Origin of the sequence: Filimonas zeae (assembly GCF_014641615.1) — a bacterium.
Lineage (GTDB): Bacteria > Bacteroidota > Bacteroidia > Chitinophagales > Chitinophagaceae > Filimonas > Filimonas zeae.
Genome location: NZ_BMIB01000001.1, coordinates 149,999 through 165,778 on the forward strand (window position 1 = coordinate 149,999; position 15,780 = coordinate 165,778).

The 15,780-nt window shown below is 46.1% G+C and carries 16 protein-coding genes; 9 read left to right on the forward strand and 7 right to left on the reverse strand.

The features are described from left to right. Positions 1 to 17 precede the first annotated feature (17 nt). The 4 genes from IEY13_RS00685 to IEY13_RS00700 form a co-directional block, all read right to left on the reverse strand. Positions 18 to 1,880 carry a RagB/SusD family nutrient uptake outer membrane protein gene (locus tag IEY13_RS00685; RefSeq protein ID WP_188949684.1) on the reverse strand — a complete coding sequence of 621 codons (1,863 nt, stop codon included), beginning with the start codon at positions 1,878 to 1,880 and terminating at the stop codon, positions 18 to 20. Between the two features lie 12 nt (positions 1,881 to 1,892). Further along, on the reverse strand, positions 1,893 to 5,207 hold the full coding sequence (locus tag IEY13_RS00690) for a TonB-dependent receptor (RefSeq protein ID WP_188949685.1): 3,315 nt from the start codon (positions 5,205 to 5,207) through the stop codon (positions 1,893 to 1,895). Between the two features lie 304 nt (positions 5,208 to 5,511). Beyond that, a complete protein-coding gene (locus IEY13_RS00695; protein ID WP_188949687.1) occupies positions 5,512 to 6,726 on the reverse strand; it encodes a FecR family protein in 1,215 nt (404 codons plus the stop codon). Between the two features lie 40 nt (positions 6,727 to 6,766). Continuing rightward, entirely contained in the window at positions 6,767 to 7,312 is a 546-nt protein-coding gene (locus IEY13_RS00700) for an RNA polymerase sigma factor (protein ID WP_188949689.1), read from the reverse strand. Positions 7,313 to 7,472: 160 nt separating this feature from the next. Between IEY13_RS00700 and IEY13_RS00705 the strand changes: the two genes are divergently transcribed. The 6 genes from IEY13_RS00705 to IEY13_RS00730 all read left to right on the forward strand — a co-directional run bounded on the left by IEY13_RS00705 (position 7,473) and on the right by IEY13_RS00730 (position 12,287). Next, entirely contained in the window at positions 7,473 to 8,000 is a 528-nt protein-coding gene (locus tag IEY13_RS00705; protein WP_188949691.1) for a hypothetical protein, read from the forward strand. 213 nt (positions 8,001 to 8,213) lie between these two features. Further along, positions 8,214 to 9,011, forward strand: coding sequence for an SDR family NAD(P)-dependent oxidoreductase (locus IEY13_RS00710; protein ID WP_188949693.1), 798 nt, complete (start codon positions 8,214 to 8,216; stop codon positions 9,009 to 9,011). 298 nt (positions 9,012 to 9,309) lie between these two features. Further along, positions 9,310 to 10,338, forward strand: coding sequence for a hypothetical protein (locus IEY13_RS00715; protein ID WP_188949695.1), 1,029 nt, complete (start codon positions 9,310 to 9,312; stop codon positions 10,336 to 10,338). A gap of 659 nt (positions 10,339 to 10,997) precedes the next feature. Next, positions 10,998 to 11,618, forward strand: coding sequence for a hypothetical protein (locus IEY13_RS00720; RefSeq protein WP_188949697.1), 621 nt, complete (start codon positions 10,998 to 11,000; stop codon positions 11,616 to 11,618). Between the two features lie 5 nt (positions 11,619 to 11,623). Next, entirely contained in the window at positions 11,624 to 12,046 is a 423-nt protein-coding gene (locus IEY13_RS00725) for a DUF5675 family protein (protein ID WP_188949699.1), read from the forward strand. Further along, complete coding sequence (locus IEY13_RS00730; RefSeq protein ID WP_188949701.1) at positions 12,033 to 12,287, forward strand: hypothetical protein; 255 nt, start codon at positions 12,033 to 12,035, stop codon at positions 12,285 to 12,287. Before IEY13_RS00725 ends, IEY13_RS00730 begins: the two co-directional genes overlap by 14 nt. A 269-nt stretch (positions 12,288 to 12,556) precedes the next feature. Here IEY13_RS00730 and IEY13_RS00735 read toward each other — a convergent pair whose 3' ends face one another. Beyond that, the gene (locus IEY13_RS00735) at positions 12,557 to 12,943 is read right to left on the reverse strand and encodes a VOC family protein (RefSeq protein WP_188949703.1); all 387 of its coding nucleotides are present in this window, start codon (positions 12,941 to 12,943) and stop codon (positions 12,557 to 12,559) included. Between the two features lie 82 nt (positions 12,944 to 13,025). Here IEY13_RS00735 and IEY13_RS00740 point away from each other — a divergent pair, with 82 nt between their 5' ends. From IEY13_RS00740 to IEY13_RS00750, 3 genes are all read left to right on the forward strand, one after another. Further along, positions 13,026 to 13,517: an SMI1/KNR4 family protein gene (locus IEY13_RS00740; protein WP_188949705.1), complete on the forward strand. Its 492-nt coding sequence runs from the start codon at positions 13,026 to 13,028 to the stop codon at positions 13,515 to 13,517. Positions 13,518 to 13,553: 36 nt separating this feature from the next. Next, entirely contained in the window at positions 13,554 to 14,003 is a 450-nt protein-coding gene (locus tag IEY13_RS00745) for an SMI1/KNR4 family protein (RefSeq protein ID WP_188949707.1), read from the forward strand. Positions 14,004 to 14,072: 69 nt separating this feature from the next. Further along, positions 14,073 to 14,432 carry a nuclear transport factor 2 family protein gene (locus IEY13_RS00750; protein ID WP_188949709.1) on the forward strand — a complete coding sequence of 120 codons (360 nt, stop codon included), beginning with the start codon at positions 14,073 to 14,075 and terminating at the stop codon, positions 14,430 to 14,432. Positions 14,433 to 14,510: 78 nt separating this feature from the next. On the opposite strand, the gene IEY13_RS00755 is transcribed toward IEY13_RS00750, so the two are convergent. Beyond that, the gene (locus tag IEY13_RS00755) at positions 14,511 to 14,963 is read right to left on the reverse strand and encodes a nuclear transport factor 2 family protein (RefSeq protein WP_188949711.1); all 453 of its coding nucleotides are present in this window, start codon (positions 14,961 to 14,963) and stop codon (positions 14,511 to 14,513) included. Positions 14,964 to 14,996: 33 nt separating this feature from the next. Beyond that, positions 14,997 to 15,566 (reverse strand): hypothetical protein, encoded by a 570-nt coding sequence (locus IEY13_RS00760; RefSeq protein WP_188949713.1) that lies wholly within the window; start codon positions 15,564 to 15,566, stop codon positions 14,997 to 14,999. Positions 15,567 to 15,780 lie beyond the last annotated feature (214 nt).

The following is a 15,780-nucleotide window of genomic DNA, read 5'->3' on the forward strand; positions in this document are numbered from 1 at the left end:
TATGGGGAGAAGTCAAACTAATATCCATTGGTGCCAAACTCATCTGCATTGGAAATGGCATCCAGAAAAGACTGTGGTATGGGCCTTACTGTGTGGCGGCTGGCATCGAACAGTTCGCCTGAAATGGGGTTGGTTTGCATCAGGTAAGCTTTGGTCAATTTGCCTGTGCGTTTTAAATCCATCCAGCGCATATGTTCGCCGGCCAGTTCGCGGGCGCGTTCTTTTAGTATAAAGTCTATATCAACTACAGTGGGGGCTATTACCTGCTCCGCTTCGCGGGAAACAAGTGCGGCGCGTTTACGAATGGTGTTAATAAAACCTGCGGCTTTGCTTTTGTCGCCATTGTATAGTAAAGCGGCTTCGGCGGCTACCAGGTAAATATCGCCCAGGCGTATAATAGAAAAATCGCCCATCCAGTACTGGTTGCTTTGTGCATACAGGGGTGCAGAAAACTTTTTCAATGCGGGGTGTACGTTGGTAAGGTTTACCTCATCCGGAAAAGCTGCCGGGTCTTTGTATTTGTTGGTGGCCGGGTCAAACAGATCTGATGGGTCAGACACCATCATGGGCATCTTCGCTTTATCTGTTGTGCTGATGGTCCAGTTAGGGGTAAACACGGCCAGGCCTGCATCGTTGGCCATATTGGTTTGCTCCTCTATGGTTTGCGTGTAAAAGTTAACAGATGCTGTGGCTTTGGCGCTGGTGCCTTTAATTACATATCCCACCACCGAAGGGTCTTTCTTATATGTTGTGGCAAGCGCATTGGTTATCTCTTTGTTGGCGTTGGCGTAAAACTTATACGTAAAGCTTTCTGCAAAGCGCGTGTCGGCAGTGGTGGCAGAAGGCTCAAAACATTGTGTAAGCAAATAACGGCTGGGTTTAAACCGGCGGCTGTTAGAGCGGCCATATAAAGGGCTGCCTTCACGGGCGCCCCATTCGCCACCGCGTCCACCCAGGTCGGGCAGAAAAAACTGGCGGGTACGGCCACGGTTCCAGAACTCAGGGTTGTAACCATTGGCATGCTCTACGGCCTGTATAAACAAAAACTCCGTATTGGTTTTATTGTTTTCACCTGCCCATAGTTTGCCAAAGCCAGAGCGGGTGTTGTCGCTGGTGTACAGCGTTGCACCGTATTGCGTTTGGTGGTTAATCAGCTCTTCTGCGGTTTCCAGTGCCAGGCGGGCGTATTCCTGTGCCTCGCCCAGGCGGGTGCGTTGCAGGTATACTTTGGCCAGTAAGCCATAAGCGGCTTTTTTGCTGACCCGGCCACGCAGACCCTGGTTTACCGGTAAGTGCTGTACGGCAAATTTGAGGTCGGAGATAATAAGATCGTAAAAGTCTTTTTCGCTGCTGCGTTTAGGAGCATTGTCTACGCCTTCTACCGTAGAGGAAGTGGTGCGTAGTACTACGCCGCCAAACTCTTCTACCAGAATAAAGTTAGAGAAGGCGCGGAGAAAATAAGCTTCGGCCAGTTTGGCATTCAGCTCGGCCTGCGAGGTGTAGCCCTTTACTTCTTTACCATAGTACAATACGGTATTGCACAGGTTAATGGTGCTGTAGGCGCTGCCCCATATCACTTTCAGGTTACCATCGGTGGTTACCAGGCGATGGTCGTACAGCGTAAAGCCGGCACCGGCAGTGCCTACGTTGGCCCACAGGTCGGTACCCAGTTCAGTTGGCGCTACAAAATCTTCTTTGCCATACAAAAAATACAGATCGTTATAGCAGCCGTTCAGCAGGCCTTCAAAGCCGGAACGGGTGGTGAACGATTTATCGAGCGATAATACCGCTACGTTCTTTTCTTTTAAGCTACAGGCATTCAGCAGACTCAGCAAGCATACTGTGGCGGCAGCTATTCCTATATTCCATAATTTTTTCATGATCTGTTGGTTTTACAGGGAAAGGTTAATACCAAATACAATTTGTTTAAACAGCGGGAAGGAGTCTGCACCACCATTTTCGGGGTCTACGTTTTTCAGCAGATGGCTTCTGGTAAAAATAAGCGGGTTATAGGCAGTGCCATATACACGCAGGTTACCTATGCCTAAACGCTTCCCCGCATTTTCCCGCAGGGTATAACCCAGGGTTACGTTCTTTATTTTAATGTAAGATCCGTCTACCAGCATCAGTGCCGATTCAAAGGTTCTGCTAAAGGTGCTGCCCGCACGTGGAAAGTCATTGGTGGGGTTATCAGGTCTCCAGGTGCTATAAGTTTCTGGTTGTGCTACGGTGCCCCAGTAACCCAGTACCTGTGCATTCAGCATTTGTCCGTAACGGGCGTTTATAAACACAGTAAGGTCAAACCCTTTGTAGCGGAAGGTGTTTTGTACACCTACAAACCAGTCAGGTATTTTATTACCCACCACCATACGGTCTTTGGTAGAGTATACGTGTACGCCTTTATCCCCCTCACCGTTGGCATTTACCTGTTCTACGGTAGCTATTTTAATATCACCGGGTTTGGCGCCATACTTCGCGGCTTCTTCTTCCTGCCCCAGTTGCCATACGCCTGTTTTCTTATAGCCGTAATACACATCTTTCACAGGCTGGCCCATAAACAGGCCTTCACTCACCAGTTCATCTACCGTTAATTTACCCAGATCAATATTTACCAGTTGCTCGCGGGCAGTGGTAAAAGTGGCAAAGGTGTTCCACTGAAAGTCTTTCTTATGAATATTCTTACTACCTATGGTAAACTCCCAGCCTCTGTTTTCTGAGGTGCCTATGTTCGACATTTTTTCATACGGGTTCTTAGCATCTGCGCCGCCGGAGCTGGTGGGTATGCGTCTTTCCCACAAAATGCCAGTGGTTCTGGTACGGTAGTATTCAGCCGTAAAAGTGATGTTGTTATTAAAGGCAGCAGCTTCCAAACCTATGTTGGTGTTGGCAGAGCGCTCCCAGGTAAGATCGGCATTGGCAATTTTAGCCGTAGGGGCGTATACGGGTAGTACAGAGCCACCACCCAGCGAGAGGTTGGCCGTGCTGGTACGGGTAGTCATACCGGTAAGGCTGGAATACGGATCTATACTGGCCAGGCCGGATACACCGTGCCCTGCACGCAGTTTTAAATCGTTTAACCACGAGCGGGTGTTGAGCATAAAGGGCTCATCAATAATACGCCATGCTACCGAGGCGGAAGGGAACGAACTCCACTTGTTGCCTTCTGCCAGCTGCGAAGCACCATCGCGGCGGTTGGTAACCTGTAACAGGTATTTGCCTTTGTAGGCATAGTTAATACGGCCCCCGAACGACATGCGGCTGGTTTCGCTAAAGCTGTTGCTTATGCCGTACAGAGTGCGGTAGGCAGACATGTTGTAAAACTGGAACTCTTCGTAATCAATACCTCTGCCTCCTATATTAGTGCCTTCGCTTTTGCTGTTGGCCCAGGAGGTAAGCCCTGTAACAGTAAACTCATGATCGAAGCCGGCATTGAATTTCCAGGTAAGAAAGTTTTCCCAGATATAGCTGTAGCCCATGCTGGTTTCGTAATTGCCTTCTGCATCTGTTTTGCCTTCTGTAAGAAAGTTGTAGGAGTTGATGCCCTGGAAAGTGCCGGTACGGCCGGAGGATAAGCCAGCTCCAAAGTTAGAGCGCAGGGTAACATTTTTTACCGGTGTAAATTCTACATAAGGGTTAAACTGCAGGTTAAAGTTTCTGCCCTGGTTGGCATAAGCGCCGGGGTAGTTATTGGCCATAAGGCTGATAACGTTGGGGTCGCCTTCAATAGGGCGCAGGTTAACATTACCCGCCTCATCGTAAGGTATGCCTACGGGATACACGCTGTAGGCTTTATTTACGCGGCTGTTAGTTCCGGTGCTTTTGCGGTAGTTAACAATGCTCTGAAAACCGGTTTTCAGCAGGTTGCCTGCTTTCAGTTCTATACCCCCGCGTGAGTTATATACTTCAGATAAATCGTTCTGGTAAATGCCTTTTTCACGTATAAAACCCAGGGATAGATAAGCCTGCATTTTTTCAGAACCACCTCTGAAAGATAGGTGATGGTTTTGCTGGCTACCGGTTTGTAATACTTCACCCACCCAGTCAACCCATTGTCCTTTTTCTATAGCCGCTATACCAGCGGGGGTAAAACCCAGATCGGTAAGGGCAGTAGGCTGTACACCGTTTTCTATAAAAAACCGATCGCGGTGGTATTGCAGCCAGGCTTCGCCCTGTAAGGGTTTGGGGAAAGAGGCAAAGCCGTTTACACCGTAGTAGCTGTTCAGATCAATCTGCACCTTACCGGCTTTGGCTTTTTTGGTGGTAATCATAATTACCCCGTTGGCACCCTGCGAGCCGTAGATGGCAGTGGACGAGGCATCTTTTAATACGTCTATAGATTCAATGTCGTTGGGGTTAAGATTGTTGATGTTGGTGGGTATGCCATCGATAATATATAAAGGATTTTGTGAGGCAGTTAAAGAACGGTTACCCCTTAACAGCACAGCCGGGGAAGAGCCTGCCCTGCCCGATTCGCGCTGGATATCCAAACCGGAAACGCGGCCCTGTAAGGCTTCCATCGGGTTCTGTACCGGGCTTAATGCTATGTCTTCTGCTTTTACAGAAGATACGGCACCGGTAAGGTCGCGTTTGCGCACTTTACCATAACCAATAACCACTACCTGGTCCAGATCGCTGCCGGTTCTTACCAGTTCTGCTACCAGCGCCCTTTTCAGGTCGGCAGCCGTAAGTGCTATTTCAGTGGTTTTAAACCCCACAAAGGCAATTACAATGGTATCGGTGGCAGTGGCAGGAATAGAAAAGCTGCCTTTGTTATCGGTAGTTACAGAGGTTCTGGTACCTTTTACGCTAACGGTAGCGCCCGGCAATACAGTGCCATCGTTACTGCGTACCGTACCGGTAACCACTTCCTGCGGGGTAATCAGCTTTACTGCCTGAAAAACTTCGGGGCTGGCGGCTTTGCGGTACAGTACAATGGTTTTATCTTCTGTACGAAAGCTGAGCGACTGATCTTTCAATACCAGATCGAAAAAACGATTCAGGGGCATATCGCGTACAGATAGCGATACGGGCTTTGTGTTTTTTAACAGCGCCTGGTTGTAGAACACTACATAACCTGTTTGTTCCTTTACCCGCGTAAAAATAGTTTCCAGCGGCAGGTCTTTACCGGTTAAGGTAATGGTTTGCGAAATGCCGCTGGCACTGGCTCCCAGGCAGCAGGCAATAAGTAAGCAAATCGTCAGTTTCATCACTAACAGTGTTTTAGTAAATGCTTTCCGGTTAGGGGCCGGAAAAACGGTTTTGGGCATAGTTTTACGTTTGTTGGTTATAAAATGTGCAGCTGCACTTTATGGCAAACCGCTGGCTATCCAAAGCGTTAACCACACTTTGGCGCACAAGCTTTTTTATATTCTATCTGTTATGGTGTTAATAATTCCGGCACACGCCGGCAGAGTGGTGAAGGAAGCAAGCAATCATCCATCGTGCATTAAACGGCTTCGCAATCAGTTCTGAGTTATTATCAACCATCCTATTATTATACAGCAGCAGGCATTACTGAGATATAACCAGGGTGCGTGCATCTTCCATGCGGAAGTGTACTTCGGAGGCTTCCAGTGTGCGAAGCAATCCTTCCAGCGTCATATTTCTGCTCAGTTCACCGCCAAATTTTATGTCGGGTATCTTTTTGTCATATACCACCCGTATATCGTACCAGCGTTCCAGTTGCTTCATCACTTCCTGTAAAGAGGCATCCTGAAAGTTAAACAGTCCGTACCGCCAGGCAGCAACCTTGTCTACATCTGCCAGTTCTACCCGCATACGGCTTCCGGCCGTGGGCGCCACACTGGCCTGCTGGCCCGGCTTCAGCACTGCCCGCTGCTGCTGGTTGCTTACGGCTATAGCACCGTTTATTAGTGTAGCGCGTACCATGCCCTCGTTTTCATACGCGTTAACATTAAAGCTGGTACCCAGCACTTCTATAGTGGCCTGGTTGTTTACGTTAATGCGAAAAGGCATGTTGGCTTTGGGCGCTACTTCAAACCAGGCTTCTCCCGTTACCTCTACCAGGCGTTCTTTGCCGGTAAAGGCAGTGGGGTAACGGAGCGAACTGGCTGCGTTCAGCCATACCTTGCTACCATCCGGCAGCGTTACCTGAAACTGGCGTCCGTTGGGCGTTGTCATGGTATTGTACCCTATGGCTCCATTAGCTGCACCACCTGCCGGGGTATATGCCAGCGCACTATCTTTTAATATCAGTTTTGCGCCGGTTTGTGTGGTTATTTCACCATTGCCCATGCTATCCAGTACCAGCGTACTGCCATCTGCCAAGGTAAGCACTGCGCCGTTTTTGCCGGGCGGCACACTTAACGGAGCCACTGCTTTGGCCTCAGGTTTTGCAGGTGCCGGCTGTTTGCGCCAGAGCAATGCTGCAGTACCTGCGGCCAGTACTAAACAGGCTGCCGCTACCCAACGGGTTATGGTGCGCAGGCGGGCCGGTGGCTTTACGGTGGCAGGCGCATCTGTTATATGTATACCGGCTGCCGCCAGCTTCTGCCGTATGGCATTGTTAGCTGCATCCAGCCGTTGCACCTCCTGCCGTATGGTATCCGGGTGGGTGAGTGTGGCAAACAGTTCGCTGTTGGCAGCGCTTTCGTTTTTCCAACGCTCCAGCTCTTCCGTTTCCGGTACAGTCAAATTGTCCTGGAGATGTTTCATCACCAGGGCTGCTATCCGCTCATTTTGTATAAAGCCGTTACTGTTAGTCATGCGCTGTAGAATATATACTTTGGGAGAAGCATTTTGTACCCTAGAATTTCAGAAAAAATTTCAGCAGGTGCAGAAACCGGCTCATCTCTGCCAGTTTTAACCGCAGTTTTTTGAGGGCTTCGGCTTTTTTATTGCGCACGGTTTGGTCGCGAATATTCAGCAAAGCGCCTATTTCGGTATTGTTTAAACCCTCCAGGTAGGATAGTTTGAATATTTTTTTGGTAAAAGCGGGTAGTTGTTCTATTTCGTCCAGTATCTTTTTGTACACCAGCGCTTCCAGTTCGTAGTGCTGGTTGGTGACTTCCTGCTGCTCATTCTGTAACAGGGCCAGTTGCTGCAGGGTATGGATTTCCCGGTTCCGGCGTTGCAGTAAATCTATACAGGCGTTGCGGGCTATTGCTTTTATATAAGCGCTGCAATGGGCCAGATGGTCAAATTTTTTGGGGGCGCGCAGCAGTTTTATATAACAATCAGCCACAATATCGCGCGCCTGCTCTTCTTCCACAAACCGCTTTACATAATAATACAGGCTGGGGTAGGTTTTTTCGTATATCCATGCAAATGCCTGCTCATCCCCTTGTGACAAGAGGAGTAATATATTTTCTTCGCAAGCCGTTTCCCCCTTCTGCAATCGATACTGGTTTCGGCTATAAAAATAGCCATCCGCACCATTGGGGCAAAAAATAAAGCAGAAGGGGAGTATGTTTAAACAGGCAGTATATTAGTGATATCAATATGTTATACCCATGCGTTTAAACAAATACCTGCCATTCGAAAGCTACCGGCTGGAAAGCCGGTTTTCGGTTGAAGAAGTAAAGCAACGGTTGAGCGATCATATTCAACCGTCTTCACGGGGTGGCAAGCCCTATAGAGGATATATGAATGGAGACACTTTTGCCATAAGCAGGATTATTGAATACAGGAATTCTTTTGTACCTGTGGTTACCGGTGAATTTTACGAGGCAGATGGTGTAACCATGCTAAAGGTGAATATGCGTTTGGATATGGCGGTAATGGCATTTATGTGTGTATGGATGGGAGTGGTGGGGATGGCGTGTGCAGGTATATTGGTGCTGGGAATTCTTAAAATATGGATGGCTGTTTGGGAATGGCAATGGCCGGATTTGGGAGGAAAAGATTCGCTGTTTTTACTGATACCCTTCGGGATGTTCGGGTTTGGGTATCTTCTAGTGATGGGAGGCTTCAGGGCAGAGCGTAAGCATGCAAAAGCATTTCTGGAGTGGGCAGTGGGAAATGGTGTAACTTTTAAATGAAGCAGACAACAGGTTTGTCAGAGTATTTGCTGAGCTTTAAAACAAACCAGATTGACCGGTTAAACATAGCGTCTTTCTATAAGGCAACCGAACTTTGTGGTGTAAACAGAAGGCGATGGAAAATAGCAATGATATCACGCTTATAAAAAAGAGTTTGGCAACGCTCCCTCGCAGGGGCGGCCACTGGCATAGTCAATTTTAAACACATCTTATATGGATTATAAATTAGCGGGCAGGCGCGCACTGGTAACAGGTGCCAGCGCCGGCCTGGGAGAGGCTATTGCCCTTATGCTGGCAAAAGAAGGTGCACACGTAATTGTACATGGACGCAATGCAGAACGTGCTGATGCCGTGGTGCAGCAGATATTGCAGGCAGGCGGATCGGCAGAGGTAGTATTGGGTGATCTGGCTACCAACGAAGGTGCCGATGAGGTAGCTGCCGGTGCATTAGCGGGCGGTGCCATAGATATACTGGTAAACAATGCCGGTTTTTACGCACACACCTCCTGGAGTGATACCACTACTGAAGACTGGCTGCATGTATACAATGTAAACGTGGTATCGTATGTACGTATGATTCAGCGCATTGTACCTGCTATGAAAACGCTGGGCTGGGGCCGGGTAATTAACATAGGTGGTGGTTTAGGTACACAGCCTGTAAGCGATCTGCCTCATTATAATGCCAGTTTGGCGGCAAGGCACAACATGAGTGTATCACTGGCCAGGCAGTTGAGTGGTACAGGTATTACTTCTAACGTAGTAGCGCCCGGTGCTATTATGAATGCGGGTGTTGAACAGTGGCTTCGGAATGCTGCACCAAAGAAAGGGTGGGGCAGTGAGCTGGTAGAGATAGAACAAAAGGCGGTGAAGGAATTGGTGCCTAATGATGCGGGCAGGTTTGGCAGGCAGGAAGAGGTAGCCGCAGCAGTGGTTTATCTGGCCAGTCCGTATGCCGATTATGTAAGTGGGGCCATATTACGTGTGGATGGCGGTACGGTGAGGGGACTTTAATGTTGGTGGTTTGATTGGCATTTTAACAGTTTTAATGAATAAGGATATTGTATTATCTGATAGAAAGGAGCGCCATTGCAGGCGCTTTTTTTCATTAATATAAAAATTAATATAGTAAATTATGTATATGATAACAGGTTGTTAAATTCGTGATTTATCCGTTTTTTTAAGGTAATTGAACAATAATATTGATTTAATATTGAATTCTAGCTACTGCAGATGTTAGTTGTTTTTTTGTTTTAAAATCCTATCCAGAAGGGCCGCATAACTTATTTTTCACCAAACCGCTTACCGAAAAATGGAAGCTTTCTCTAATTACCCGCAGGGGGCATCGCTGGATAATGCCCTCACTAAGCTCACAGCTTATGTTTATGATGTAATGGATGGAAAAACCGGACAGGATTCCGATACTATCCATACTTGTATCCGTTCCGTAGGCAGAGAAATATCTGCACAAATTATGTGTGAATGCGTGCATAAGCGTAATGCTGAAAAGGATGATACAATTAATCATGTGAGAAGTTGCCTTGTGGTACATCGGGATTCGATATTCCATCGTTCACGGGCACTTTTTAAAGGCCAGGAGGAGCCTGGCTATGTAAAAGCTTTGTGTAGTGGTTTGCGTAAGATAGAGGGAGAGATCAGCGGCGGTTGGTTTGTGCACTGCAGCAAGAACATTAAAGTTGCAGACAGAGATACCAAGGAGGCGCGTCACGAAGTAGCTAACAAATCCCGCAGGCTTTTGAAGCCACTCAGGAACGTGTTGGCTGATGAAACCCTTGCTTTAATGGCCCTGCGGCCCTTAAAGCAGTTTCACAGTAACCGGCATGGGGTTGTAACTTTTGAAACGTTTGAGCGTATTCACGACTACGCTCTGGAGCTGGAGGAACTGGTGCTTGCACAGCCGCAAGCCAGTGCCGCGGTATTTGCAGGCAAGCGCACGCTGATAGACCACCAGTTGCTGGATTTGCTACGAAACAGCGGCTATTTTACTGCCGGGCAGTTACCGGAGGAGCCTGAGGAGGAAACGGAGTGGGAAATTCCGGCCGACTCCAAAACCGGTAAGATACCGCGGCTGATATTGAATGAAACAATTGCATTTATTGCCGGACTTTTCAGAGTATTTAAAGGTGTTGACTTTATCGGTAACATTAATATGGCCGAACTGAAGCGCCTGCTGGTATCCCTTATTCAGACTCCTACAACGGAGCAGACCACGGAGGAGTTTTTTGATAAGGGTTACAAGAATATCAGTGACCATACACGGAAAAACCTTATCATTTTTTTGAAAAAATGTATCAGGTGGCTGGAAGATTATAAGGGTTGATAGTTCCGGCATGTACCTGGCGTAGCCATCCGTATGGTTGGCTTGCTTAATGGTACGCAGTAATACCAGCTTCATGTGCTTTAGTTAGAAATTCATGTACTGGCCGCATCCGTTAGGGTGCGGCTTCTTTCATGCATATGAATGAGTACACCGTTGGTATAATTTTGTGCCGGCGTTATATCAACGGAGCGCCCCATGCACACCAGGGAAATACCTGATACATATGAAGGGCAATGTCAGGCATATACTGTAAAAGAAATGTGCTAACGGTGTACCATATTTATACACCCGGCTTACACAAGCGTATTAATACGGTGCCCGTTGGTATTAAGCAGTGGCGCAGGTATATTAAGTACAGCGCCATGCGCCTTAAGTTGTGGCTCATGTGCACCAATGTTTTGTACATGCATATGTTTGGGGCGCTGGTTGGTACCAATATTCTGTGGATAACCATTTTAATAACACCCTGAAACATACCTGCGGATTTTTTTTCAAAAAAAGTTTCCTTTACCAGCCTGCATTTCAGCATGGTCCGGGAACCGGTCCCCAAATGGTTCCTTTCTTCTTTTTTTTCCTTTTGTGTTGTCAACGGCTTACTGCCTCCGGCGCGCAGGGTGCAGAACAGCTTTTAAAAAAATCAACAAGTAAAGTTTAAAAAGATGAAACAGACAAGAGATTATTTTCCAACCTCAGATGACAGGCTTGGTGTATGGAGTGCAAGTTATAAAGAGAATATCACTGTACATGGCCCAACAGTTGGGTTAGCGGCGGCAGAGGTTACGGAGCAGGAAGAGGCCGCGTTTGCCATTGAGTCTTCAGTAGATAGCCAGGAGATCAAGCGCAATCAGGCAAAGGAAGCGTCAGCTTTTAAAAGGCGTATGGTAAAGGAAAAGGGTGCAATACTGAGAAAATGTATTGCCAGAATTAAAACGCATCCTGCCTACACGGAAGAAATAGGGCGCGACCTGGGAATCATTGGCCCAAGCCAGACACTGGATCTTAGCAAGGTTAAACCTGAGTTACGGTTAACGGTGTATCCGGGCTACGTGAGCATTGCCTTTAATAAACAGGGGTTGGAAGGTGTAGTAATCTATAGCCGTATTAAAGGAACGTTGGGTTGGGAAAAGCTGGGAACTGATTTTGCCTCTCCTTTTCTTGACAGGCGGCCGCTTGTGGAAGCTACCACACCTGAGTACCGCGAATACATGGCTATGTACACCAACCTGCGCGAGACGATAGGGCAGCAAAGTGATATTGTAACAACTGTATTTGGAGGGTAATTCTTATGGAACTATTACTTACACGTGTATATCACGAAGCAGGTACCAACGGTACACTAACTATTGCGGGGAAGGTTCAATGTTTTACTATAGAATTGCCCTGGAAAGATAATGCCAGCGAAATATCCTGCATTCCCGAAGAGCGTTACCAGCTGGTAAAGCGTACCAGTGTGCGTTTTAAAAAGCACCTGGAGGTGCGTAATGTGGAAGGAAGAAGTGATATTCTGATACATTGTGCCAACGATGCCCTGCTGGAACTCCGCGGCTGTATTGCTCCGGTTACCCGCCACACCCGACCCGGTTGTGGTACCCAATCGCGCGCGGCTTTTAATGCACTGTTGAAGCGGGTGTATGAGGCTATAGACCGCAAAGAGAAAGTGTTTCTTACTATTCAATCACTAAAAAATCAACAACATGAAGGCGAATAAACCACTAAGTATCTCAAAACGGGTAACTGCGCCTACGCCTCCCTTTTTTAAAACGCTCCGTACCATTGGGTTAATGCTTACTGCCTCCGGCGGGGCGCTACTGGTAGAAAAAGGTGTTTTACCTGCAGCAGTAGTTCAGGTGGCAGGCTGTATGGTGGCTGCGGGCGGTGTGTTAACGGCAGTGAGTCAGACTACGGTAGATGATGCTGCCTTGCGAATGAAGGAGGAGCAATATGAATAATACTTTATGGAGCGATGCCTGTAAAACCGGAATTGCCGGTGGTACTTTACTGTCCGGTATCAATGCCATAGTGTGCGTTTCTGATGTTATGAAAACAACTATTCTGGCGGTTATTGGTGCGGTAGTAAGCTTTATAGTGTCGTTTCTTTTAAAGTGGCTATTTAGCAGGAGGCGTTGATGGCGCTGAATGTGGTAAATGCAAGAGGGTGTTTTCTGTAAAGAGACACCCTCTTTTTCGTTTTCAGATGTTATGATAACATTCGGGATATTTAAACGGTAACTACTGTAATGCGGTTGCCATATAAATCAGCACAATGAAAAAACGTACTTCCTTCCATAGAGGTGATTTCCTCTATAATTTCTACTCCGTTTTGTTGCACGTGCTGGTATAATGCCTGGCAATCATCTGTATACATTACCAATACCGGCTGGCCACCTGTTTGTTTCCCCACCAGGCTTTTTTGCTCCGCGGTATCTGCCTGCAGAAACCATAAGCCGGCAGATGTGTCGCCACTAAATTTTACATGCAGAAACCGCTGGCCATCGGGTGTTACTGCATCAAATATCTTTTCACAGAAAAAGTTCTGCTGATAAAAATGAAAAGCCTTGTCATAATCGTCTACCAGAATGATTGTTCTTCCTAACGTTGTTTTCATATCGCAATTTACTGGTTCAGGCGTAAGCGATTTAAACTTCTGATAATATGGTTTTATACGGGGAATACCTATTTTGCCGGTAATGAAGAACGGAAATTACAGATACATGGGGTTTCTCCAGGAATACAAGAGTTTCAAAGGTTTAAGGGAAAGTGCTACAGAGGCCCAGATAGCTGCGCTGGAAGCGCAACTGAAAGTAAAGTTTCCGGCGGCTTACCGGGAAATTTTTCAGATACTGGGCAGGCAGTTTGCGTTTGATATCGGGCAGGAAAACAGCTTCGTTGATCCTGATTATAAAGGCATGCTGATGAAAGCCAAAGAAATTGCAGCGGCATGTGCTGATACTATTGATGTAGGAGGAAAGGATTTTGTATTCTGTTGTTTTTTGGAAACAGAATACATCTGGTTTTTTAAAACGGATGAAGGAGATAATCCACCGGTATATGCTTACGAAAAAGGCGGGGATACTTATGAGAAGGTGGCTGACAGTTTAGTTTCTTTTGTTAAGAACGTGAGTTGGTATCAGGGGTATTTGTTGTTAAAGGAAAGGCGTTCCCGCATGGGCAGGGGCTAAGTTTATTGAACAAAATATATGAGCAATTACAAATACATGAAATTTCTCCTGGAATACAAGGAGTATGCAGGAATAGATGATACTATTTCAGATGCGGAGCTGGTAAAGCTGGAGGCTAAGTGGGGCGTTCAGTTCCCGGTTGCTTACCGGGAAGTTTTTATGATATTGGGGAAGCACTATGCTTTTGAAATCGGTGGGGAAAACAGTTATTCCTATCCGGATTTTGGTGGTATGAGGAATGAGGCGAAGGAGATAGTGGCGGTTGCCGGTGTGGACATTCAGGTGGGTAGAAATGATTTTGTTTTTTGCTGCACGGAAGATATAGAGGCGTTCTGGTTTTTAAAACTGAATAAAGGAGACAACCCGCCGGTTTACTTTTTTCAGAACGGCAATGAGGACTATACCATGGTAGCAAGCAGTTTTTCTGCTTTTGTAAAAATGCAGAGTTGGTACCAGTACTTTCTAAAAACAAAAGACCGAGGATAATGGAAAATGCTGAAAGCCAACAGACCACTACCGGCCTGCTTTTTGCCGCTATGTGATAAAGCTAATTTTATGACCATTCAACAGATTGCTGATAAACTGGTTGCGTATTGCCGCAACAGCCAATGGGAACAGGCGCAACGGGAACTGTATGCGGATGACGTGATTAGTATAGAGCCGGAAGCATCTTCCGTTTTTGAAAAAGAAACCAAAGGCTTACCTGCCATTATTGAAAAGGGCCACAAGTTTGACGACCTGGTAGAAACGATGCACAGTATTCGGGTAACAGACCCCATTGTAGCAGATCATACTTTTGCTTGTGTACTGGAAATGGACGCGACCATGAAAGCTCACGGACGCACGGCTATGAAAGAACTGTGTATATACACCGTGAAGGATGGAAAGATTGTAAAAGAAGAATTTGTGATGTAGTACTTCAATAGTGATGGAGCAGTGAATAAGGTCACCCATTTGTAAATTTTATAACGCAAATAGGTGACCTTATTTATTCTAGTGTTGTTTAGTGTCATTATACTGCCAGAGTACATTTATAATTTTCCAGGTGCCATTTAATTTCACAATGTGCATATAGTCAATCCATTCGTCGGCAATTAACTTTACAGAAGCTGTTCGTTCAGAAACATCCAGCAATTTTACTTCTTTCTTAGGTGATGCCGGAAACTTATCGCCATTTGTATTATAGCTTTCCGCAAGTAATACCATTGATTCCGTAGTTGTTTCCCGTACATAGTCTTTTCCCGTTGCTTTATCCTTCCAGAATGTTCTTTTTACCATTCTGGGATGCAGGGCACGCTCCATTCGTGCAGCATTGGGTTTGTGCTGCGATTCTATATAGTCTAGGGCTGCCTGTTTTATGTCTAAGCTGTCTTGATGTGTTTGTCCAAAGGCAGTGCTGGCAGCCAGAAAAAGTACAATGCTTAAAAATGTAAATTTTAGCTTCATGGTGTTTATAGTTATTGGTTTCAAAATTGGTTGTCAATATTGGGATGTTAGATCTTTATAGATATCTGACCAGTATTCATTGAGGTCTGTATCCTGGTGGTTCATCCATGGCTGTAAAAGCGTATAAATATCAATGAATTCTCTTTTTCTTGTTGAAAACCAACCGTCCGCCATTTTAATGAAATAGATGCAGGTATTGTACCAGTGTTGCACTGAACCTGCTTCTGTATAGAGTTTATAAAAAGCTGGTTGTAATACATTTCTTGTTAATTCGAAGAATAATCCAGCTGTATCAGCCGGATATTCGTTTAGCTGTATCTGGTGAAAGTGAATGTCATAGCAAGTCGCTATAAAGCTCCATATGTCAGCTGAAAGAAACGCTTCGGGTTGTTGCAAAAGGTCAAGAGATATATTTAGCATGAGTTTGAAGAGTGTCACATGCTCCTCCTCAACGTCACCATAAAATATTCCTTTTCCACGGGCATTTTCGGCAAGATTGCTTAGTGTTTTATAATCCAGTATCGAATGTGCTTCGCGAAGGTGCGGAATCAGATAATCGCATTCGTGTTGCTCAGGGGTGTCAAAGGAGAAATCTGATGTCATTGAATGATAGTATACGGCAATTTACATTTTCAAAACATTGAAAAAGTATAACCACGCAAATTATTGTTGAATACTAGCCTTGCTGCTCCATTTATACAAAAGATATGTAATTATAGAATGCTTTCAATATATTTAAGTATAAGCTTACCGTAAATGATAAAACCTGCAAACATTCTGTGGCTGCTATTGCCTCTCTGTTTCTTCACATGTACTG

What these genes read in the sequence shown, in the direction of transcription:
- IEY13_RS00685 (WP_188949684.1), bottom strand. Translation starts at nt 1,880, where the DNA reads ATGAAAAAATTATGGAATATAGGAATAGCTGCCGCCACAGTATGCTTG.
- IEY13_RS00690 (WP_188949685.1), bottom strand. Translation starts at nt 5,207, where the DNA reads ATGAAACTGACGATTTGCTTACTTATTGCCTGCTGCCTGGGAGCCAGT.
- IEY13_RS00695 (WP_188949687.1), bottom strand. Translation starts at nt 6,726, where the DNA reads ATGACTAACAGTAACGGCTTTATACAAAATGAGCGGATAGCAGCCCTG.
- IEY13_RS00705 (WP_188949691.1), top strand. Translation starts at nt 7,473, where the DNA reads ATGCGTTTAAACAAATACCTGCCATTCGAAAGCTACCGGCTGGAAAGC.
- IEY13_RS00710 (WP_188949693.1), top strand. Translation starts at nt 8,214, where the DNA reads ATGGATTATAAATTAGCGGGCAGGCGCGCACTGGTAACAGGTGCCAGC.
- IEY13_RS00715 (WP_188949695.1), top strand. Translation starts at nt 9,310, where the DNA reads ATGGAAGCTTTCTCTAATTACCCGCAGGGGGCATCGCTGGATAATGCC.
- IEY13_RS00720 (WP_188949697.1), top strand. Translation starts at nt 10,998, where the DNA reads ATGAAACAGACAAGAGATTATTTTCCAACCTCAGATGACAGGCTTGGT.
- IEY13_RS00725 (WP_188949699.1), top strand. Translation starts at nt 11,624, where the DNA reads ATGGAACTATTACTTACACGTGTATATCACGAAGCAGGTACCAACGGT.
- IEY13_RS00730 (WP_188949701.1), top strand. Translation starts at nt 12,033, where the DNA reads ATGAAGGCGAATAAACCACTAAGTATCTCAAAACGGGTAACTGCGCCT.
- IEY13_RS00735 (WP_188949703.1), bottom strand. Translation starts at nt 12,943, where the DNA reads ATGAAAACAACGTTAGGAAGAACAATCATTCTGGTAGACGATTATGAC.
- IEY13_RS00740 (WP_188949705.1), top strand. Translation starts at nt 13,026, where the DNA reads ATGAAGAACGGAAATTACAGATACATGGGGTTTCTCCAGGAATACAAG.
- IEY13_RS00745 (WP_188949707.1), top strand. Translation starts at nt 13,554, where the DNA reads ATGAAATTTCTCCTGGAATACAAGGAGTATGCAGGAATAGATGATACT.
- IEY13_RS00750 (WP_188949709.1), top strand. Translation starts at nt 14,073, where the DNA reads ATGACCATTCAACAGATTGCTGATAAACTGGTTGCGTATTGCCGCAAC.
- IEY13_RS00755 (WP_188949711.1), bottom strand. Translation starts at nt 14,963, where the DNA reads ATGAAGCTAAAATTTACATTTTTAAGCATTGTACTTTTTCTGGCTGCC.
- IEY13_RS00760 (WP_188949713.1), bottom strand. Translation starts at nt 15,566, where the DNA reads ATGACATCAGATTTCTCCTTTGACACCCCTGAGCAACACGAATGCGAT.